Raw genomic sequence first — 19,722 nt, 5'->3', positions numbered from 1 at the left:
CCGCATGACGGGCCGTTCAGCGTATTGCCATCGAAATATTAACGATCGGAAAAGTTTTCCGTCTTATTTCTGAAATTAAATAACACGACGGAAAAAATGAAATGGCCATTCACGCAATCATTCGTGAATGGCCATTGCGACAATTGCGCGTCAATGCGCAATCGGTCAGAACAGCGTGCGGCGATCGGGATCGTGCAGCGGGTCCGGCGTTTTCTGCGTGGTGCGCAGGATGCCCTGCGGATCGAAGTAGAAGCTGTACATCATGTACCAGACGTTGTCCTCGAGATACCGGTACGTCCACACCTCGCGCTTCATCAGCGGAAAGTAGGAGGTCTCGACCGGGCGTCCGAAATTGACGAGGACGTCGGTCTTCGTCCACTTGCCGATCTCCGCGCGATAGAACTCGCTCGGCTGCAGCACCTGGCGCACGTTGACGATCCGGTGGGCCGCGTCGACGTCGGCCGCGACCGTGATCTCGCCCATTGGCTGGGTCGGCCACATCAGGCGCTTGCCGCCGCCCGGCAGGTCATAGATCTCGCGCGGCGGGCCCATGCGCGCGACGATCGCCGACTCGTCCTGGCCGGCCTGGTATTGCTGCCACGGTTGCGCGCAACCGGCCAGCAGCGCGGCGGCGCAGGCGACCAGCACGGGCAGGCGCGCGGGAATGCGAGAGCGCATCGGATTCTCCAGAACACGGAAACAGGTCCCGTTTTATCACGGACGGCGCGCGATCGCGCATCGGGCGGAAAAAATCGGTGCGGATCGCGCGCTGTCGCGCTTGCGGGCCGCGGGCGCGGCGGCCTATGATCCGCGCTTCTCGGGCAGATTGAAGGGCAGGTTGGCGATGCACGGATGGAAGCGATGCGCGCTCGCGTGGAGCGCGGGGTGGATGCTGGTGTCGTCCGCGTTTGCCGGCGGCGAGCCGGTGCGGATCGCACTGATCGAAGGGATGTCGGGCCCGTTCGCGAACGCGGGCGCGGCGGTCGAGCGCAACCTGCGCTTCGGCGTCGAGCAGGTCAACGCGGCGGGCGGCGTGAAGCTGCGCGACGGCGCGCACCCGCTCGAGCTCGTCGTGCTCGACAGCAAGGGCAGCCCTGAGGAGGCGCTCGTGCAGTTGCGCGCGGCCGCCGACCGCCATGTCGGCTTCGTCGCGCAGGGCAACAGCTCGGCCGTCGCGGCCGCGCTCGTCGCGGCGCTCGACAAGCTGAACGCACGCGATCCGGACAACCGGATGCTGTTGCTGAACTACTCGGCCGACGATCCGGCGCTGACCGGCGCGCGCTGCAGTTTCTGGCATTTCCGCTTCGATGCGCATGCCGGCATGCGGATGGCGGCGCTCGCGGACGTGATGGCGCGCGATCGCGCGCTGCGCAAGGTCTATCTGCTGAACCAGGACTACAGCTTCGGTCACGACGTCAGCACCCTCGCGCGGCAGGCGCTGGCCGCGCGGCGCCCGGACGTGACGATCGCCGGCGACGAATTCCACCCGATCGGCCGGATCAAGGATTTCTCGCCGTACATCGCGAAGATCCGCGCGAGCGGCGCGGACGCCGTCGTGACCGGCAACTGGGGCAACGACCTCACGCTGCTCGTGAAGGCGGCGCGCGAACAGGGGCTCAACGCCAAGTTCTATACGTTCTACGGCAACAGCCTCGGCGCGCCGGCGGCCCTGGGCGACGCGGGTGTCGGCCGCGTCGTGGCGGTAGCCGACTGGCACCCGAACGCGGGCGGCGCCGCGTCCGACGCGTTCTACCGTGCGTTCCGGACCCGTTTTCCGGCCGCCCAGGACGACTACCCGGTGCGGCGGATGAGCCAGATGATCCAGATGCTGGCCGCCGCGATGACCCGTGCGGGTTCGGCCGACCCAGTCGCGGTCGCGCGTGCGCTCGAGGGGCTGTCGTTCGACGACGGCTTCCACGCGTCGCGGATGCGCGCGCAGGATCACCAGCTGATCCAGCCCCTTTACGTGATGGAAATGGACAAGGCCGGCACGCCGGGCGTGCGCTTCGACAACGAGGGATCGGGCTACGGCTTCCGGACGGTGCTCGCGGTGCCGGCGCAACGCACGGAGATGCCGTCGACGTGCTCGATGACGCGCCCGTGACGGGAAGCGCCAAGAACGGCACCGAGTTGTGCTACAATGCGCGCCGGTTGTAAGTCACGGCACGGCCATTCTTCCGTGTCCGCCTGTTCAGTTAGAAAGGAAATCACATGTCTGTTGCAGATATCAAGAAGTCGGAAGTCGTTGCTCAGTTCGCCCGCGGTACCAACGACACGGGGTCGCCCGAAGTCCAGGTCGCACTGCTGACCGCACGTATCGTCGAACTGACGGGTCACTTCAAGACCCACGCGAAGGATCACCACAGCCGCCGCGGCCTGCTGCGCATGGTGAGCCGCCGCCGCAAGCTGCTCGACTACCTCAAGGGCAAGGATGCCGACCGTTACCGCGCACTGATCGAGAAGCTGGGTCTGCGTAAGTAATCGAGGCGATTGCCGCCAGCAAGATGCCTGTGTCAGTCCGCTGATACAGGCATTTTGTTTTTGCGCGGTGCGTAGCGTCACACGCACCGCAGGCGCTCCCGCACGTTCGTACGGGGCCGCCGCCACGACCGATACCGGGGCAGGATTTGTGTCATTCCAGCGCGTCGCTGCTTGAGCGCCGCGCTGGAATGGCATAAAAAACACACCTTGCTCCGGGTGATTCGGTCGGGACGCCGCCGCGCGGGATGGCCGGCGCGGCGAATGAAATGCATGAATACAAAGGAGCAACCATGTCCATGTTCAACAAGGTCGTGAAGGAATTCCAATGGGGCCAGCACAAGGTGCGCCTCGAAACCGGTGAAGTCGCCCGCCAGGCGAGCGGCGCCGTGATCGTCGACGTCGAAGACACCGTCGTGCTGGCAACCGTCGTCGGCGCGAAGTCGGCGAAGCCGGGCCAGGATTTCTTCCCGCTGACCGTCGACTACCTCGAGAAGACCTACTCGGCCGGCAAGATTCCGGGCGGCTTCTTCCGCCGCGAAGGCCGTCCGTCGGAGCACGAGACGCTGACGTCGCGCCTGATCGACCGTCCGCTGCGCCCGCTGTTCCCGGAAGGCTTCTACAACGAAGTCCAGGTCGTGATCCACGTGCTGTCCGTGAACCCGGAAATCCCGGCGGACATCCCCGCGCTGATCGGCGCATCGGCCGCGCTCGCCGTGTCGGGCCTGCCGTTCAACGGCCCGGTCGGTGCCGCGCGTGTCGCATACATCGACAACGCGTACGTGCTGAACCCGACGCGTGACCAGCTCAAGGCATCGAGCCTCGACCTCGTCGTCGCGGGTACGGAGCGCGCCGTGCTGATGGTCGAGTCGGAAGCCGATCAACTGTCGGAAGAAGTGATGCTGGGCGCCGTGGTGTTCGGCCACGAGCAGATGCAGATCGCGATCGACGCGATCCACGAGCTGGTGCGCGACGGCGGCAAGCCCGAGTGGGACTGGCAGCCGGCGCCGAAGAACGAGGCGCTGATCACCCGCGTGACCGAGCTGGCGCAGAACGATCTGCTCGCCGCTTACCAGTTGCGCGACAAGCAGGCGCGTTCGGCGAAGCTGAAGGAAGTCTACGCGGCGACGTCGGCGAAGCTCGAGGAAGACGCGCTGGCGGCCGGTACGGTCGCGGCCGACAAGGCCACGGTCGGCAACGTGCTGTTCGACATCGAGGCGAAGATCGTCCGTTCGCAGATCCTGAACGGCGAGCCGCGCATCGACGGCCGCGACACGCGCACCGTGCGCCCGATCGAGATCCGCACCGGCGTGCTGCCGCGTACCCACGGCTCGGCGCTGTTCACGCGCGGCGAAACGCAGGCGCTGGTCGTCGCGACGCTCGGCACGAAGGGTGACGAGCAGATCATCGACGCGCTCGAAGGCGAATACCGCGAGCGCTTCATGCTCCACTACAACATGCCCCCGTTCGCGACCGGCGAAACGGGCCGCGTCGGCTCGCCGAAGCGTCGCGAAATCGGCCACGGCCGTCTGGCCAAGCGCGCGCTGGTCAAGTGCCTGCCGAGCGCCGACGAATTCGGCTACTCGATCCGCGTCGTATCGGAAATCACCGAATCGAACGGTTCGTCGTCGATGGCATCGGTGTGCGGCGGCTGCCTCGCGCTGATGGACGCCGGCGTGCCGATGAAGGCGCATGTCGCGGGTATCGCGATGGGCCTGATCCTCGAAGGCAACAAGTTCGCGGTGCTGACCGACATCCTCGGCGACGAAGATCACCTCGGCGACATGGACTTCAAGGTGGCCGGCACCGAGCAAGGCGTGACGGCACTGCAGATGGACATCAAGATCCAGGGCATCACGAAGGAAATCATGCAGGTCGCGCTCGCGCAAGCGAAGGAAGGCCGCATGCACATCCTCGGCAAGATGACGTCGGCGGTGTCGGGTGCGAACACGCAACTGTCGGAATTCGCGCCGCGCATGATCACGGTCAAGATCAACCCGGAAAAGATCCGCGACGTGATCGGCAAGGGCGGTTCGGTGATCCGCGCGCTGACCGAGGAAACGGGCACGACCATCGACATCTCGGACGACGGCGTCGTGACGATCGCGAGCACGAGCAGCGAAGGCATGGCCGAAGCGAAGAAGCGCATCGAGCAGATCACGGCTGAAATCGAAGTCGGCCAGGTGTACGAAGGCACGGTGCTCAAGCTGCTCGATTTCGGTGCGATCGTGAACCTGCTGCCGGGCAAGGACGGTCTGCTGCACATCTCGGAAATCGTCAACGAGCGTGTGAAGGACATCAACGACTACCTGAAGGAAGGTCAGCAGGTGAAGGTCAAGGTGATCCAGACGGACGAGAAGGGGCGCGTGCGTCTGTCGGCCAAGGCGCTGCTGAATGAAGCAGCGGCGGCAGCGCAGTCGGATACGCCGCCGCAGCAGTAAGCGGACAGGCGGACCAACGGCCGGCAGTGCGAAAGCGTGCCGGCCGTTTTTTCTGTAGCATCGTTGTGCGGCGCAGCAGCGCCGGCGAGGCGCCCGCGCCGTGCGCACGGGCGTGCCATCCGATTCCGATCCTGGAGCGATTCTCACCATGAAAGCCATCGAAATCACCGAATTCGGCGCCCCCGACGTGCTGAAGCTCGCGGAGCGTCCGCGCCCCGAACCGAAGCGCGGCGAGGTGCTGATCAAGGTGGCGGCTTCCGGCGTGAACCGGCCCGACGTGTTCCAGCGCAAGGGCGCCTATGCGCCGCCGCCGGGTGCGTCGGATCTGCCGGGCCTCGAGGTCGCGGGCGAGATCGTCGGCGGCGACGTGTCCGATGCGGCGCTGAACCCGTTCGGCCTGAAGCTCGGCGATCGCGTGTGCGCGCTGCTCGCGGGCGGCGGCTATGCCGAATATGCGGTCGCGCCGCTGCCGCAGTGCCTGCCGGTGCCGGACGGCCTCACCGATGTCGAGGCCGCCTCGCTGCCCGAAACGTTTTTCACCGTGTGGAGCAACGTGTTCGACCGTGCGCAGCTCGGCGCGGGCGAGGGCGGCGAGCAGGAGACGCTGCTCGTGCAGGGCGGCTCCAGCGGCATCGGCGTGACGGCGATCCAGATCGCGCATGCGCTCGGCTTTCGCGTGTTCGCGACGGCCGGCACCGCCGACAAGTGCCGCGCGTGCGAGGCGCTCGGCGCCGAGCGCGCGATCGACTACAAGACCGAAGACTTCGTCGAAGTCGTGAAGTCGCTGACGCACGATCGCGGCGTCGACGTGATCCTCGACATGGTGGCGGGCTCGTACGTGCCGCGCGAGCTGTCCGCGCTCGCGGACGGCGGCCGTCTCGTGCTGATCGCGCTGCTCGGCGGCGCGAAGGCCGAGGTCAACCTGAACGAGATCCTGCGCCGCCGGCTGACGGTGACGGGCTCGACGCTGCGCCCGCGCCCGGTCGAGTTCAAGGCGCGCATCGCCGCGCAGTTGAAGGCGCGCGTGTGGCCGCTGCTGGCCGACGGTCGCATCAAGCCCGTGATCTATCGTGTGCTGCCGGCCGGCGAGGCTGCGCAAGCGCATGCGCTGATGGAAAGCGGCGAGCACATCGGCAAGATCGTGCTCGATTGGGGTACGAACGCGTGACGGCCCGCGCAGCGGGCTTGACATACGCGGTTTGACCGGTTCAAGCCGCGCGCAGTAAAATCGCGGGTTTGCTTCGCCAGATCCAACCTGACGGCCGGGTTCCGGCACGTTAATGACAAGATAGTGACGAGACAGACACGATGTCGAAACAACGAACAAAGCGAGTGATCGGCAACTGGAAGATGCACGGCCGGCTGGCCGGCAACCAGGCGCTGCTGAACGAAGTGGTGCAGGGTGCGGGCGCGGTGGCGGCTGAAACGTCGATCGGCGTGTGCGTGCCGTTCCCGTATCTCGCGCAGGTTCAGGCGCAGCTCGGCGGTGGCCGTGTCGCGTTCGGCGCGCAGGACGTGTCCGCACACGAGCAAGGTGCGTTCACCGGCGAGGTGGCGGCCGCGATGGTGGCGGAGTTCGGCGCGCAGTATGCGATCGTCGGCCATTCGGAGCGTCGCGCGTATCACGGCGAAAGCAGCGAGACGGTCGCCGCGAAAGCGCAACGCGCGCTCGCGGCAGGCCTCACGCCGGTCGTGTGCGTCGGCGAGACGCTCGACGAGCGCGAATCGGGTGCGACCGAGCAGGTCGTCGGTGCGCAGCTCGACGCGGTGCTGGCCGTGCTGACGGCTGACGAAGCTGCCCGCATCGTCGTCGCGTACGAGCCGGTCTGGGCGATCGGTACGGGCAAGAGCGCGACGTCGGCGCAGGCGCAGGACGTGCACGCGTTCCTGCGTACGCGTCTCGCGGCGAAGGGTGCGGCGGACGTGTCCGTGCTGTACGGCGGCAGCGTGAAGCCGGACAACGCGGAAGAGCTGTTTGCTCAGCCGGACATCGACGGCGGCCTGATCGGCGGCGCGTCGCTGAAGGCGGAAGATTTCCTGGCGATCTGCCGGGCCGCGCGTTGAGCGGTCCGAGATCGAATTGAACCATGACGGCGGCCGGTCGGTCCGGTCGCCCGATCCAATCGGGTGGGTGTGATGCTGTTATTCAAGACGTTGATTATTGTGGTGCAGGTGCTGTCTGCGCTCGGTGTGATCGGGCTCGTGCTGCTGCAGCATGGCAAGGGTGCCGACATGGGCGCCGCGTTCGGCAGCGGCGCGTCGGGCAGTCTGTTTGGTGCGACGGGCTCGGCGAACTTCCTGTCGCGCACGACGGGCATTCTCGCGGCGATCTTCTTCGTCGCGACGCTCGCGCTGACGTACCTCGGTTCGTACAAGTCGACGCCGTCGGCAGGCGTGCTCGGCACGGCAGCGACCGCGCCGGCATCGGCGCCCGCCGCATCGGCGCCGGCTGTCGCGGCGTCCGCCGCAGCCGCTTCGGCCGCAAGCGCGCCGGGCCAGGATGTCCCGAAATAAAAAGTTAATTTTTTTGCGGTTGTGCGTTGAACAAATCCGGAACTCGGGTTAGAATTTAATTCTTGAAGCGATTCGCGGGAACAAGCAGCACAACCCGAGTTGCATGCAGTGCCGACGTGGTGAAATTGGTAGACACGCTATCTTGAGGGGGTAGTGGCGAAAGCTGTGCGAGTTCGAGTCTCGCCGTCGGCACCAAAGTTACTCAATGCCAGCCGCTTCTAGTGGCTGGCATTTTTCATTTCTGGGGTGGGCTTGCGGTTGTCTTGCGATCGCCTGTACTCCGAAATGATTCCTTCCGCCGGAAGTGGTATTCTCCGGACGCTCAGAACCAACCGATAGAGGATTGCCTTGAACCTCGCAGCCTATTACCCCGTCTTGTTGTTCCTCCTCGTGGGCACTGGTTTAGGTATAGCGCTGGTCAGCATCGGCAAGCTTCTTGGTCCCAACAAGCCGGACGTCGAGAAGAACGCACCGTACGAGTGCGGCTTCGAAGCCTTTGAAGACGCCCGGATGAAGTTCGACGTTCGGTATTACCTCGTCGCCATCCTGTTCATCATCTTCGATCTCGAAACCGCATTCCTGTTCCCGTGGGGCGTCGCGCTCCGGGACATCGGCTGGCCGGGTTTCATCGCAATGATGATTTTTCTGCTCGAATTCCTGCTGGGCTTTGCCTATATCTGGAAGAAAGGCGGCCTCGACTGGGAGTGATGGGTTAATCGCCGGTTTGCATGGGCGGCCACGCTCGGTCGCTCGTCTGGAGTGGAAAGCAAATGAGTATCGAAGGGGTCTTGAAGGAAGGGTTTGTCACCACGACGGCTGACAAGCTGATCAACTGGACGCGTACCGGCTCGCTGTGGCCGATGACGTTCGGGCTCGCGTGTTGTGCCGTCGAGATGATGCATGCGGGCGCCGCCCGTTACGATCTGGACCGGTTCGGTGTCGTGTTCCGTCCGAGCCCGCGTCAGTCGGACGTGATGATCGTCGCCGGCACGCTGTGCAACAAGATGGCGCCCGCGCTGCGCCGCGTGTACGACCAGATGGCCGAGCCGCGCTGGGTGATCTCGATGGGGTCGTGCGCGAACGGCGGTGGTTACTACCACTACTCGTACTCGGTGGTCCGCGGCTGCGACCGGATCGTGCCGGTCGACGTCTACGTGCCGGGCTGTCCGCCCACGGCCGAGGCGCTGGTCTACGGCGTGATCCAGCTTCAGGCGAAGATCCGCCGCACCAATACCATCGCCCGTCAATAAAGCCCCGAGCGTCCCCTCAATATGGCAAGCAAAATCGAGACCCTGAAGGCAAACCTCGAAGCCGCGCTCGGCGCGCGCGTGGTGAGCCTCACCGAAGCGATCGGTGAACTGACGCTCGTCGTGAAGGCGAGCGATTACCTCGAAGTCGCAAAGACGCTGCGCGACGATCCGAAGCTCCGTTTCGAGCAACTGATCGACCTCTGCGGCGTCGACTACCAGACCTTCGGCGACGGCGCCTACGACGGCCCGCGCTTCGCGGCCGTGTCGCACCTGCTGTCGGTCACGAACAACTGGCGTCTGCGCCTGCGCGCGTTCGCGCCGGACGACGATCTGCCGATCGTGGCGTCGCTGGTCGACATCTGGACCTCGGCGAACTGGTACGAGCGCGAAGCGTTCGACCTGTACGGCATCGTGTTCGAAGGCCACCCCGACCTGCGCCGCATCCTCACCGACTACGGCTTCATCGGTCACCCGTTCCGCAAGGACTTCCCGGTGTCGGGCTACGTCGAAATGCGTTACGACCCGGAAGAGAAGCGGGTCGTGTACCAGCCGGTGACGATCGAGCCGCGCGAAATCACGCCGCGCGTGATCCGCGAGGATCGCTATGGCGGTCTGAAACATTAAGGGGGCGTCATGGCAGAAATCAAGAACTACACGCTCAACTTCGGCCCGCAGCACCCGGCAGCGCACGGCGTGCTGCGCCTCGTGCTCGAGCTCGACGGCGAAGTCATCCAGCGTGCCGATCCGCACATCGGCCTGCTGCACCGCGCGACCGAAAAGCTCGCGGAATCCAAGACCTTCATCCAGTCCGTGCCGTACATGGACCGTCTCGACTACGTGTCGATGATGGTCAACGAGCACGGCTACGTGCTCGCGATCGAAAAGCTGCTCGGCATCGACGTGCCGGAGCGCGCGCAGTACATCCGCGTGCTGTTCGACGAAATCACGCGCGTGCTGAACCACCTGATGTGGATCGGCGCGCATGCGCTCGACGTCGGCGCGATGGCCGTGTTCCTGTACGCGTTCCGCGAACGCGAAGACCTGATGGACGTGTACGAAGCGGTGTCCGGCGCCCGGATGCACGCGGCCTACTATCGTCCGGGCGGCGTCTATCGCGATCTGCCTGACGCAATGCCGCAATACAAGGCGTCGAAGATTCGCAACGAGAAGGCGCTCGCGAAGATGAACGAGGCGCGCAGCGGCTCGGTGCTCGACTTCATCGACGATTTCTTCACGCGCTTCCCGAAGTGCGTCGACGAATACGAAACGCTGCTGACCGACAACCGGATCTGGAAACAGCGTCTGGTCGGGATCGGCGTGGTGAGCCCGGAACGTGCGCTGCAGATGGGCCTGACGGGCCCGATGCTGCGCGGCTCGGGCATCGCGTGGGACCTGCGCAAGAAGCAGCCCTACGAAGTGTACGACCGGATGGATTTCGACGTGCCGGTCGGCGTGAACGGCGATTGCTACGACCGCTATCTGGTGCGCGTCGAAGAAATGCGCCAGTCGATCCGCATCGCGAAACAGTGTATTGAGTGGCTCCGCAAGAATCCAGGCCCGGTGATGACGGACAATCACAAGGTTGCCCCGCCGTCGCGCGTCGGCATGAAGACCAACATGGAAGACTTGATTCACCACTTCAAGCTCTTCACCGAAGGTTTCCATGTGCCGGAAGGCGAAGCGTACGCGGCGGTCGAGCATCCGAAGGGTGAGTTCGGCATCTATCTCGTGTCGGATGGCGCCAACAAGCCGTATCGCCTCAAGATTCGCGCGCCGGGTTTCGCGCACCTGGCGTCGCTCGACGAAATGGCGCGCGGTCACATGATCGCCGACGCCGTCACGATCATCGGTACGCAGGACATCGTGTTCGGCGAAATCGATCGCTAATGGTTGCGCCGCCCGCGCGCGCGGGCGGCGAGCAGTCAGTCGCACGCGAAGTCACAAGCGGTATGCGCCGAACCGGCGCGGCTTCGCAAGCTGTCAACAGAGTGAGCGCCAGGTCTGCCGTCCATGCACCCCAGTGTGCGGCAGGTTGTTCGTTCGGTAGGAATTGAAAGAGTCGTGTCTGAAAATGATCTCAGCTGAAGGCCTGAAGGAAATCGATCGAGCGTTGACGAAGTATCCCGCCGATCAGAAACAGTCCGCCGTGATGTCGGCGTTGGCCGTGGCTCAAGAAGAGCATGGCTGGCTGTCGCCCGAACTGATGCAGTTCGTCGCGGACTATCTCGGCATGCCGGCCGTCGCCGTGCAGGAAGTCGCGACGTTCTACACGATGTACGAGCTCAAACCGGTCGGCAAGCACAAGATCACGCTCTGCACGAACCTGCCGTGCCAGCTCGGCCCGCACGGCGGCGCGGAAGCGACTGCCGACTACCTGAAACAGAAGCTGGGCATCGGCTTCGGCGAGACCACGCCCGACGGCAGGTTCACGCTGAAGGAAGGCGAATGCATGGGCTCGTGCGGCGATGCGCCGGTGCTGCTGGTGAACAATCACAGAATGTGCAGCTTCATGAGCCGCGAGAAGATCGACCAGCTGCTTGAGGAGCTCTCGAAATGACGTCTCTCCACGACCGTCACATCAAACCGCTGATCCTCGCTGGTCTGAACGGCGAGAACTGGCACCTCGAAGACTACGTTGCGCGCGGCGGCTACAAGCAGTTGCGCCGCATTCTCGAAGAAAAGATTCCGCCGGAGCAGGTGATCGCCGACGTGAAGGCGTCGGGCCTGCGCGGCCGCGGCGGCGCGGGCTTCCCGACCGGCCTGAAGTGGAGCTTCATGCCGCGTCAGTTCCCGGGGCAGAAGTACCTCGTCTGCAACTCGGACGAAGGCGAACCGGGCACGTTCAAGGATCGCGACATCCTGCGCTGGAACCCGCACGCGCTGATCGAAGGCATGGCCATCGGCGCATACGCGATGGGCATCACCGTCGGCTACAACTACATCCACGGCGAGATCTTCGAAGTGTATCGACGCTTCGAAGCCGCGCTGGATGAAGCGCGCGCGGCCGGGTTCCTCGGCGACAACATCATGGGCTCGGAATTCTCGTTCCAGTTGCACGCGCACCACGGTTACGGCGCGTACATCTGCGGCGAGGAAACGGCGCTGCTCGAGTCGCTCGAAGGCAAGAAGGGCCAGCCGCGCTTCAAGCCGCCGTTCCCGGCGAGCTTCGGCGTGTACGGCAAGCCGACCACGATCAACAACACCGAGACGTTCGCCGCGGTGCCGTTCCTGCTGTCCATCGGGCCGCAGAATTACCTCGAGATCGGCAAGCCGAACAACGGCGGCACGAAGATTTTCTCGGTGTCGGGCGACGTCGAGCGTCCGGGCAACTACGAAGTGCCGCTCGGCACGCCGTTCGCGACGCTGATGGAGCTCGCCGGCGGGATGCGCGGCGGCAAGAAGATCAAGGCCGTGATTCCGGGCGGTTCGTCGGCGCCGGTGATCCCGGGCGACATCATGATGCAGACGGATCTCGACTACGATTCGATCGCGAAGGCGGGCTCGATGCTCGGTTCCGGCGCGGTGATCGTGATGGACGAGACGCGCTGCATGGTGCGCTCGCTGCTGCGCCTGTCGTACTTCTACTACGAGGAATCGTGCGGCCAGTGCACGCCGTGCCGTGAAGGCACCGGCTGGCTGTATCGCGTCGTGAATCGTATCGAGCACGGCGAAGGGCGCCAGGAAGATCTGGACCTGCTGAACTCGGTGGCCGAGAACATCATGGGCCGCACGATCTGTGCGCTCGGCGATGCGGCGGCGATGCCGGTTCGCGGGATGCTCAAGCACTACTGGGACGAATTCGCGTACCACGTCGAGCACAAGCATTGCATGGTCGGCGGTCACGCGCCGCATGTGGCTTCGGCTGCGGCGGCCTGAAGCGAAACACCCGGTTGCGGAATTTGAGCGCACGGTCGGGCGAAGGCGCGAACGGGCGGAAATAGGTTAAGGACCATTCACCATCATGGTTGAACTTGAAATAGACGGCAAGAAGGTCGAGGTGCCCGAAGGCAGCATGGTGATCCAGGCTGCGCACAAGGCGGACACGTACATTCCTCACTTCTGCTATCACAAGAAACTGTCGGTTGCGGCCAACTGCCGGATGTGTCTCGTCGAAGTCGAGAAGATGCCGAAGGCCGTGCCGGCCTGCGCGACCCCCGTGTCGGCCGGCATGATCGTCCGCACGCAGTCCGACAAGGCTGTGAAGGCGCAGCAGTCGGTGATGGAATTCCTCCTCATCAATCACCCGCTCGATTGCCCGATCTGCGATCAGGGCGGCGAATGCCAGCTGCAGGATCTGGCGGTCGGCTACGGCAAGTCGTCGTCGCGCTACTCGGAAGAAAAGCGCGTGGTGTTCCACAAGAACGTGGGCCCGCTGATCTCGATGGAAGAAATGTCGCGCTGCATCCACTGCACGCGCTGCGTCCGTTTCGGCCAGGAAATCGCCGGCGTGATGGAGTTCGGCATGCTGGGCCGCGGCGAGCATTCGGAAATCACGACGTTCGTCGGCAAGACGGTCGACTCCGAAATGTCGGGCAACATGATCGACCTGTGCCCGGTCGGCGCGCTGACCAGCAAGCCGTTCCGCTACAGCGCCCGGACGTGGGAACTGTCGCGCCGCAAGTCGGTGAGCCCGCACGATTCCGTCGGCGCGAACCTCGTCGTGCAAGTGAAGAACAACCGCGTGATGCGCGTGCTGCCGTTCGAGAACGAAGCGATCAACGAATGCTGGATCTCGGACAAGGACCGCTTCTCGTATGAAGGCCTCAACAGCGAAGCGCGCCTGACGAAGCCGATGCTGAAGCAGGGCGGCCAGTGGATCGAAACCGACTGGCAGACCGCGCTCGAGTACGTCGCGAAGGGCCTGAAGGGCATCGCCGCGGATCACGGCGCGAACGCGCTGGCGATGCTCGCGAGCGCGCACAGCACCGCGGAAGAGCTGTTCCTCGTGAAGCAGCTCGCCAACGAACTGAAGACGCCGAACGTCGACTTCCGTCTGCGTCAGCAGGATTTCTCGGCGCCGGTCCAGGGCGCACCGTGGCTCGGCATGCCGATCGCCGACCTGTCGAACGTGGACGCCGCGTTCGTCGTCGGTTCGTTCCTGCGCCGCGACCACCCGCTGTTCGCATCGCGCCTGCGTCAGGCTGCGAAGAACGGCGCGAAGCTGCACTTCCTGCATGCCACCGGTGACGATTCGCTGATCCCGACCGCGCAACGCATCGTCGCCGCGCCGTCCGCATGGCTCGACGAGCTGGCCGGCATCGCCGCGGCCGTCGCGCAACTGCGCGGCGTCGCGCTGCCCGACGCGCTGGCGGGCGTTACCGCATCGGCGGCCGCGCAAGCCGTCGCGCAGTCGCTCGCGAACGGCGAACGCCGCGCGGTGCTGCTCGGCAACGTCGCGGTCCGTCATCCGCAATTCGCGCAACTGCACGCCGTCGCGCAGTGGATCGCCGACAACACCGGCGCCACGTTCGGCTTCCTGACGGAAGCGGCGAACACGGTCGGCGCGCACGTCGTCGGCGCACTGCCGGGCGAAGGCGGCCTGAACGCACGCGAAGCGTTCACGCAGCCGCGCAAGGGGTACGTGCTGCTGAACGTCGAACCGGAATTCGACACCGTCGATCCGGCACAGGCGCTGGCCGCGCTGAACCAGGCGGAAATGGTCGTCGTGATGTCGCCGTTCAAGCACGGCCTCGACTACGCCGACGTGCTGCTGCCGGTCGCGCCGTTCACGGAAACGGCCGGGACGTTCGTCAACGCCGAAGGCACCGTGCAGAGCTTCAACGGCGTCGTGCGCCCGCTCGGCGACACGCGTCCGGGCTGGAAGGTGCTGCGCGTGCTCGGCAGCCTGCTCGGCCTGCCGAACTTCGAATACGAGACCGCGGAAGAAGTGCGTCTCGCCGCGCTCGGCGACGCCGGCGTCGCGGGCCGCCTGTCGAACCAGACGTCGGTCGCGCCGGCCCGTGCCGCGGCGAATGCCGCGAACGGCGGTTTCGAGCGCCTGGCCGATGTGCCGATCTATCACGCCGACGCGCTCGTGCGCCGCGCGGGTGCGCTGCACCTGACGGCCGCCGCGAAGGCGGCGAACGCGGCAGCCCTGCCGGCCGCGCTGTTCGACAAGCTGGGCTTGAAGGAAGGCGACGCGGTGCGCGTGCGCCAGGGCGAGCGTGCGGTGCAGTTGCCGGCCGTGCGCGACGCGAATCTTGCGGAGACGGTCGTTCGCGTGTCGGCGGCGACGCCTGCCGGCGCAGCGCTCGGCAGCCTGTTCGGTGAACTGGTGGTGGAGAAGGCGTAAATGAGCTTGTTCGATACGATCAACGCGGGCGGGGCCGAGCTTCTCGGCTTCGCATGGCCGACGGTGTGGGCAGTCGTGCGCATCCTCGTCGTCTCCGTCGTCATCCTGCTGTGCGTCGCGTACCTGATTCTGTGGGAACGCAAGCTGATCGGCTGGATGCACGTGCGTCTCGGCCCGAACCGCGTCGGCCCCGGCGGCCTGCTGCAGCCGATCGCCGACGTGCTGAAGCTGCTGCTGAAGGAAGTCATTCAGCCGAGCGCCGCCAGCCGCTGGCTGTACCTGATCGCGCCGGTGATGACCGTCGTGCCGGCATTCGCGGTGTGGGCGGTGATCCCGTTCCAGGCCGAAGCCGTGCTCGCGAACGTGAACGCGGGCCTGCTGTACGCGATGGCGATCTCGTCGATCGGCGTGTACGCGGTGATTCTCGCCGGCTGGGCGTCGAACTCGAAGTACGCGTTCCTCGGTGCAATGCGCGCCGCGGCGCAGATGGTGTCGTACGAAATCTCGATGGGCTTCGCGCTGGTGCTCGTGCTGATGACGGCCGGCAGCCTGAACCTGTCGGAAATCGTCGGTTCGCAACAGCACGGCTTCTTCGCCGGCCACGGCGTGAACTTCCTGTCGTGGAACTGGCTGCCGCTGCTGCCGGCGTTCGTCGTCTACTTCATCTCGGGCATCGCCGAAACGAACCGTCACCCGTTCGACGTGGTGGAAGGGGAGTCGGAGATCGTCGCGGGTCACATGATCGATTACTCGGGCATGGCGTTCGCGCTGTTCTTCCTCGCCGAGTACATCAACATGATCGTGATCTCGGCGCTGGCTGCGACGCTGTTCCTCGGCGGCTGGGACGCACCGTTCGAATTCCTGTCGTTCATCCCGGGCATCTTCTGGCTGGTGCTGAAGGTCTTCGCGCTGCTGTCGGTGTTCATCTGGGTGCGTGCGACGTTCCCGCGCTACCGTTACGACCAGATCATGCGTCTGGGCTGGAAGGTGTTCCTGCCCGTCACGGTGGTCTGGGTGGTCGTGGTCGGCTTCTGGATGATGTCGCCGCTGAACATCTGGGTGAAGTAAGGACGAAATCATGACGGCTATCCAACACTTCTTTAAGACCTTCTTCCTGACCGAGCTGCTGAAGGGACTCGCGCTGACCGGTCGCTACACGTTCAAGCGCAAGTTCACCGTGCAGTTCCCGGAAGAGAAGACCCCGATTTCGCCGCGTTTCCGCGGGCTGCATGCACTGCGCCGCTACGAGAACGGCGAAGAGCGCTGCATCGCGTGCAAGCTGTGCGAGGCCGTGTGCCCCGCGCTGGCGATCACGATCGAATCGGAAACGCGCGCGGACAACACGCGCCGCACCACGCGCTACGACATCGACCTGACGAAGTGCATCTTCTGCGGTTTCTGCGAAGAGAGCTGCCCGGTCGATTCGATCGTCGAGACGCAGATTCTCGAGTACCACGGCGAAAAGCGCGGCGACCTGTATTTCACGAAGGATATGCTGCTCGCGGTGGGCGACCGCTACGAGAAGGACATCGCAGCGGCGAAGGCTGCCGACGCGCCGTATCGTTGATTGTGTTTGCAGTGCCGGCCCGGCATGAACGATGAACGGGCCGAGCCGCCGCGACGGGTGCGGGCCTTCCGCAAGCCGCGCCTGACTATGGCCTAACGATGAACCGGTAATCATGGAATTCACGACCGTACTGTTCTACATCTTCGCGCTGCTCCTGGTGGTATCAGGGCTGAAGGTGATCACTTCGCGCAACCCGGTGGCGTCTGCGCTTTTCCTTGTGCTGGCGTTCTTCAACGCCGCCGCGATCTGGATGCTGCTGGAAGCGGAGTTCCTCGCGATCCTGCTGGTTCTGGTCTACGTGGGCGCGGTGATGGTGCTGTTCCTGTTCGTCGTGATGATGCTGGACATCAACATCGACTACCTGCGCCGCGACTTCAAGCGCTTCGTACCGATGGCGACCGTGGTCGGCGCGATCATCGTGATCGAAACCGCGCTGATCCTGTGGCGCGGCTATGGCGACACGCACACCGTGCATGCGATGGCGACGGGCGAGATGGCCAACTGGTCGAATACGCGCCTGATCGGCAAGGTGATTTACACCGACTACATCTTCGCGTTCGAAATCGCCGGCCTCGTGCTGCTGGTCGCGATCATCGCCGCGATCGGGTTGACCGAGCGCAAGGGCAAGGACAGCAAGCGCCAGCGCGTGTCGGATCAGGTCAAGGTGCGCCGCAACGACCGCGTGCGCCTCGTGAAGATGGAAGCGGACAAGCCGCAGCCGGAGACGGCGCAGAGCGAAGCCGGCTCGGGCACCAACGGCTAAGCGGAGGAAAAGAAAACCATGCTGACTCTTGCTCACTACCTTGTGCTCGGCGCGATCCTGTTTGCGATCGCGATCGTCGGGATTTTCCTGAACCGCCGCAACGTCATCATCATCCTGATGTCGATCGAACTGATGCTGCTGGCGGTGAACACCAACTTCGTCGCGTTCTCGCATTACCTCGGCGACGTGCACGGCCAGATCTTCGTGTTCTTCGTGCTGACCGTCGCCGCAGCGGAAGCCGCGATCGGCCTCGCGATTCTGGTGACCCTGTTCCGTAAGCTCGACACGATCAATGTCGAGGATCTCGATCAGCTCAAAGGTTAATTTCAGGCTACGCTGTTATGTCAACGACACTCAATGAAAACCTGCTGCTGGCGATTCCGCTCGCTCCGCTGGCCGGCTCGCTGATTGCGGGGCTGTTCGGGAACGCAGTCGGGCGCAAGGGCGCACACCGGATCACGATCCTCGGCGTCATGATCGCGTTCCTCCTGTCGGCGAAAGTCTTCCTCGACGTGATGGGCGGCGCAAGCTTCAACGCGACCGTCTACGAATGGATGAACGTCGGCTCGCTGAAGCTCGAGGTCGGCTTCCTCGTCGATTCGCTGACCGCGATGATGATGGTCGTCGTGACCTTCGTCTCGCTGATGGTGCACGTGTACACGATCGGCTACATGGCGGAAGAAGACGGCTACCAGCGCTTCTTTTCGTACATCTCGCTGTTCACGTTCTCGATGCTGATGCTCGTGATGAGCAACAACTTCCTGCAGCTGTTCTTCGGCTGGGAAGCGGTGGGTCTGGTGTCGTACCTGCTGATCGGCTTCTACTTCACGCGTGAGAGCGCAATCTACGCGAACATGAAGGCGTTCCTCGTGAACCGCGTGGGCGACTTCGGCTTCCTGCTCGGCATCGGCCTGTTGCTCGCGTTCGCCGGCTCGATGAACTACGGCGAAGTGTTCGCGAAGCGCGCGGAACTCGCGAGCCTGCACTTCCCGGGCACCGACTGGGGCCTGCTGACCGTCGCCTGTATCTGCCTGTTCATCGGCGCGATGGGTAAGTCGGCGCAGTTCCCGCTGCACGTGTGGCTGCCGGACTCGATGGAAGGCCCGACCCCGATCTCGGCGCTGATTCACGCGGCGACGATGGTCACGGCCGGCATCTTCATGGTGTCGCGCATGTCGCCGCTGTTCGAGCTGTCGGATACCGCGCTGTCGTTCATCACGGTGATCGGCGCGATCACGGCGCTCTTCATGGGCTTCCTCGGCATCGTGCAGAACGACATCAAGCGCGTGGTCGCGTATTCGACGCTGTCGCAGCTCGGCTACATGACCGTCGCGCTCGGCGTGTCCGCCTACCCGGTCGCCGTGTTCCACCTGATGACGCACGCGTTCTTCAAGGCGCTGCTGTTCCTCGGCGCCGGCTCGGTCATCATGGGCATGCACCACGACCAGGACATGCGCAACATGGGCGGCCTGCGCAAGTACATGCCGATCACGTGGATCACGTCGCTCGTCGGTTCGCTCGCGTTGATCGGCACGCCGTTCTTCTCGGGCTTCTACTCGAAGGACTCGATCATCGACGCGGTGAAGCTGTCGCACCTGCCGGGTTCGGGCTTCGCATACTTCGCGGTCGTCGCGAGCGTGTTCGTCACGGCGCTGTACTCGTTCCGCATGTACTTCCTGGTGTTCCACGGCGAAGAGCGCTTCCGCCATCCGAAGCATCCGGAATCGCCGATGGGCATGGCTGCTGCGCACGGCCACGACGATCACGGCCATGGCCACGACCACGGTCATGACGACCACGCGCACGAGCCGCACGAGACCCCGTGGGTCGTGTGGGTGCCGCTGGTCCTGCTGGCGATCCCGTCGGTGATCATCGGCGCGATCGCGATCAGCCCGATGCTGTTCGGCGATTTCTTCCAGCACGGCGTCGCATTCGACAAGGTGATCTTCATCGGCGAAAACCATCCGGCGCTGGCCGAGATGGCCGAAGAGTTCCACGGCTGGGTCGGCATGGGCCTGCACTCGGTGTCGGGCCTGCCGGTGTGGCTGGCGCTCGCCGGTGTGGTCGTCGCGTGGTTCCTGTACCTGAAGCGTCCGGAACTGCCGGCGTCGATCCGCCGCGCGTTCGGCCCGATCTACACGCTGCTGGACAACAAGTACTACATGGACAAGATCAACGAAGTGGTGTTCGCCCGCGGTTCGGTGGCGATCGGCCGCGGCCTGTGGAAGGAGGGCGACGTCGTGGTGATCGACGGCCTCGTCAACGGCAGCGCCCGGTTCATCGGCTGGTTCGCCGGCGTGATCCGCTTCCTCCAATCCGGTTACATCTATCACTACGCGTTCGCCATGATCATCGGCATGCTGGGGCTCCTGACCCTGTTTGTAACGCTCGGCGGCAAATAAGGCGGGGAGACAACA

At 64.5% G+C, this 19,722-nt stretch carries 19 protein-coding genes and 1 tRNA gene; 19 read left to right on the top strand and 1 reads right to left on the bottom strand.

Features of this window, described 5'->3' with window-relative positions; genetic code table 11:
- Positions 1-165 precede the first annotated feature (165 nt).
- Complete coding sequence (locus tag J8I35_RS22145; RefSeq protein ID WP_050016457.1) at positions 166-678, bottom strand: hypothetical protein; 513 nt, start codon at positions 676-678, stop codon at positions 166-168.
- 166 nt (positions 679-844) lie between these two features.
- Between J8I35_RS22145 and J8I35_RS22140 the strand changes: the two genes are divergently transcribed.
- From J8I35_RS22140 to nuoL, 19 genes are all read left to right on the top strand, one after another.
- The gene (locus J8I35_RS22140) at positions 845-2,104 is read left to right on the top strand and encodes a branched-chain amino acid ABC transporter substrate-binding protein (RefSeq protein WP_209926897.1); all 1,260 of its coding nucleotides are present in this window, start codon (positions 845-847) and stop codon (positions 2,102-2,104) included.
- A 107-nt stretch (positions 2,105-2,211) separates the two neighbouring features.
- Positions 2,212-2,481 (top strand): 30S ribosomal protein S15, encoded by a 270-nt coding sequence (rpsO, locus tag J8I35_RS22135; protein WP_006398792.1) that lies wholly within the window; start codon positions 2,212-2,214, stop codon positions 2,479-2,481.
- Between the two features lie 290 nt (positions 2,482-2,771).
- Positions 2,772-4,919, top strand: a complete 2,148-nt coding sequence (pnp, locus tag J8I35_RS22130) for a polyribonucleotide nucleotidyltransferase (protein ID WP_209926895.1) — start codon at positions 2,772-2,774, stop codon at positions 4,917-4,919.
- 148 nt (positions 4,920-5,067) lie between these two features.
- Positions 5,068-6,087 (top strand): NAD(P)H-quinone oxidoreductase, encoded by a 1,020-nt coding sequence (locus J8I35_RS22125; protein WP_050016461.1) that lies wholly within the window; start codon positions 5,068-5,070, stop codon positions 6,085-6,087.
- A gap of 140 nt (positions 6,088-6,227) precedes the next feature.
- Positions 6,228-6,983 (top strand): triose-phosphate isomerase, encoded by a 756-nt coding sequence (gene tpiA, locus J8I35_RS22120; protein ID WP_124679318.1) that lies wholly within the window; start codon positions 6,228-6,230, stop codon positions 6,981-6,983.
- 72 nt (positions 6,984-7,055) lie between these two features.
- Complete coding sequence (gene secG / locus J8I35_RS22115; protein WP_124594808.1) at positions 7,056-7,433, top strand: preprotein translocase subunit SecG; 378 nt, start codon at positions 7,056-7,058, stop codon at positions 7,431-7,433.
- Between the two features lie 110 nt (positions 7,434-7,543).
- Positions 7,544-7,628, top strand: a tRNA-Leu gene (locus J8I35_RS22110).
- A 153-nt stretch (positions 7,629-7,781) separates the two neighbouring features.
- On the top strand, positions 7,782-8,141 hold the full coding sequence (locus tag J8I35_RS22105) for an NADH-quinone oxidoreductase subunit A (RefSeq protein ID WP_006398798.1): 360 nt from the start codon (positions 7,782-7,784) through the stop codon (positions 8,139-8,141).
- 62 nt (positions 8,142-8,203) lie between these two features.
- Positions 8,204-8,683 (top strand): NADH-quinone oxidoreductase subunit B, encoded by a 480-nt coding sequence (locus J8I35_RS22100; RefSeq protein WP_006398799.1) that lies wholly within the window; start codon positions 8,204-8,206, stop codon positions 8,681-8,683.
- Positions 8,684-8,704: 21 nt separating this feature from the next.
- A complete protein-coding gene (locus J8I35_RS22095) occupies positions 8,705-9,307 on the top strand; it encodes an NADH-quinone oxidoreductase subunit C (protein ID WP_006478264.1) in 603 nt (200 codons plus the stop codon).
- A gap of 9 nt (positions 9,308-9,316) precedes the next feature.
- The gene (locus tag J8I35_RS22090; RefSeq protein ID WP_034184888.1) at positions 9,317-10,570 is read left to right on the top strand and encodes an NADH-quinone oxidoreductase subunit D; all 1,254 of its coding nucleotides are present in this window, start codon (positions 9,317-9,319) and stop codon (positions 10,568-10,570) included.
- A 184-nt stretch (positions 10,571-10,754) separates the two neighbouring features.
- Positions 10,755-11,240 (top strand): NADH-quinone oxidoreductase subunit NuoE, encoded by a 486-nt coding sequence (nuoE, locus tag J8I35_RS22085; protein ID WP_050016470.1) that lies wholly within the window; start codon positions 10,755-10,757, stop codon positions 11,238-11,240.
- Positions 11,237-12,559 carry an NADH-quinone oxidoreductase subunit NuoF gene (gene nuoF / locus J8I35_RS22080; protein ID WP_017331620.1) on the top strand — a complete coding sequence of 441 codons (1,323 nt, stop codon included), beginning with the start codon at positions 11,237-11,239 and terminating at the stop codon, positions 12,557-12,559. Before nuoE ends, nuoF begins: the two co-directional genes overlap by 4 nt.
- 85 nt (positions 12,560-12,644) lie before the next feature.
- On the top strand, positions 12,645-14,975 hold the full coding sequence (nuoG, locus tag J8I35_RS22075; RefSeq protein ID WP_050016472.1) for an NADH-quinone oxidoreductase subunit NuoG: 2,331 nt from the start codon (positions 12,645-12,647) through the stop codon (positions 14,973-14,975).
- Positions 14,976-16,043 carry an NADH-quinone oxidoreductase subunit NuoH gene (gene nuoH / locus J8I35_RS22070; RefSeq protein ID WP_050016474.1) on the top strand — a complete coding sequence of 356 codons (1,068 nt, stop codon included), beginning with the start codon at positions 14,976-14,978 and terminating at the stop codon, positions 16,041-16,043.
- A 10-nt stretch (positions 16,044-16,053) separates the two neighbouring features.
- Positions 16,054-16,542, top strand: coding sequence for an NADH-quinone oxidoreductase subunit NuoI (gene nuoI, locus J8I35_RS22065; protein WP_006484869.1), 489 nt, complete (start codon positions 16,054-16,056; stop codon positions 16,540-16,542).
- Between the two features lie 112 nt (positions 16,543-16,654).
- Entirely contained in the window at positions 16,655-17,305 is a 651-nt protein-coding gene (locus J8I35_RS22060; RefSeq protein WP_011545812.1) for an NADH-quinone oxidoreductase subunit J, read from the top strand.
- An 18-nt stretch (positions 17,306-17,323) separates the two neighbouring features.
- The gene (gene nuoK / locus J8I35_RS22055) at positions 17,324-17,629 is read left to right on the top strand and encodes an NADH-quinone oxidoreductase subunit NuoK (RefSeq protein WP_006478272.1); all 306 of its coding nucleotides are present in this window, start codon (positions 17,324-17,326) and stop codon (positions 17,627-17,629) included.
- 17 nt (positions 17,630-17,646) lie between these two features.
- The gene (gene nuoL, locus J8I35_RS22050; protein ID WP_050016476.1) at positions 17,647-19,707 is read left to right on the top strand and encodes an NADH-quinone oxidoreductase subunit L; all 2,061 of its coding nucleotides are present in this window, start codon (positions 17,647-17,649) and stop codon (positions 19,705-19,707) included.
- Positions 19,708-19,722 lie beyond the last annotated feature (15 nt).

Source organism: Burkholderia sp. CpTa8-5, from assembly GCF_017815045.1.
GTDB lineage: Bacteria > Pseudomonadota > Gammaproteobacteria > Burkholderiales > Burkholderiaceae > Burkholderia > Burkholderia sola.
The sequence above is the reverse complement of the archived record's forward strand: the minus strand, read 5'-3'. Positions and strand labels throughout refer to the sequence as shown.

What these genes read in the sequence shown, in the direction of transcription:
- J8I35_RS22145 (WP_050016457.1), bottom strand. Translation starts at nt 678, where the DNA reads ATGCGCTCTCGCATTCCCGCGCGCCTGCCCGTGCTGGTCGCCTGCGCC.
- J8I35_RS22140 (WP_209926897.1), top strand. Translation starts at nt 845, where the DNA reads ATGCACGGATGGAAGCGATGCGCGCTCGCGTGGAGCGCGGGGTGGATG.
- rpsO (WP_006398792.1), top strand. Translation starts at nt 2,212, where the DNA reads ATGTCTGTTGCAGATATCAAGAAGTCGGAAGTCGTTGCTCAGTTCGCC.
- pnp (WP_209926895.1), top strand. Translation starts at nt 2,772, where the DNA reads ATGTCCATGTTCAACAAGGTCGTGAAGGAATTCCAATGGGGCCAGCAC.
- J8I35_RS22125 (WP_050016461.1), top strand. Translation starts at nt 5,068, where the DNA reads ATGAAAGCCATCGAAATCACCGAATTCGGCGCCCCCGACGTGCTGAAG.
- tpiA (WP_124679318.1), top strand. Translation starts at nt 6,228, where the DNA reads ATGTCGAAACAACGAACAAAGCGAGTGATCGGCAACTGGAAGATGCAC.
- secG (WP_124594808.1), top strand. Translation starts at nt 7,056, where the DNA reads ATGCTGTTATTCAAGACGTTGATTATTGTGGTGCAGGTGCTGTCTGCG.
- J8I35_RS22100 (WP_006398799.1), top strand. Translation starts at nt 8,204, where the DNA reads ATGAGTATCGAAGGGGTCTTGAAGGAAGGGTTTGTCACCACGACGGCT.
- J8I35_RS22095 (WP_006478264.1), top strand. Translation starts at nt 8,705, where the DNA reads ATGGCAAGCAAAATCGAGACCCTGAAGGCAAACCTCGAAGCCGCGCTC.
- J8I35_RS22090 (WP_034184888.1), top strand. Translation starts at nt 9,317, where the DNA reads ATGGCAGAAATCAAGAACTACACGCTCAACTTCGGCCCGCAGCACCCG.
- nuoE (WP_050016470.1), top strand. Translation starts at nt 10,755, where the DNA reads ATGATCTCAGCTGAAGGCCTGAAGGAAATCGATCGAGCGTTGACGAAG.
- nuoF (WP_017331620.1), top strand. Translation starts at nt 11,237, where the DNA reads ATGACGTCTCTCCACGACCGTCACATCAAACCGCTGATCCTCGCTGGT.
- nuoG (WP_050016472.1), top strand. Translation starts at nt 12,645, where the DNA reads ATGGTTGAACTTGAAATAGACGGCAAGAAGGTCGAGGTGCCCGAAGGC.
- nuoH (WP_050016474.1), top strand. Translation starts at nt 14,976, where the DNA reads ATGAGCTTGTTCGATACGATCAACGCGGGCGGGGCCGAGCTTCTCGGC.
- nuoI (WP_006484869.1), top strand. Translation starts at nt 16,054, where the DNA reads ATGACGGCTATCCAACACTTCTTTAAGACCTTCTTCCTGACCGAGCTG.
- J8I35_RS22060 (WP_011545812.1), top strand. Translation starts at nt 16,655, where the DNA reads ATGGAATTCACGACCGTACTGTTCTACATCTTCGCGCTGCTCCTGGTG.
- nuoK (WP_006478272.1), top strand. Translation starts at nt 17,324, where the DNA reads ATGCTGACTCTTGCTCACTACCTTGTGCTCGGCGCGATCCTGTTTGCG.
- nuoL (WP_050016476.1), top strand. Translation starts at nt 17,647, where the DNA reads ATGTCAACGACACTCAATGAAAACCTGCTGCTGGCGATTCCGCTCGCT.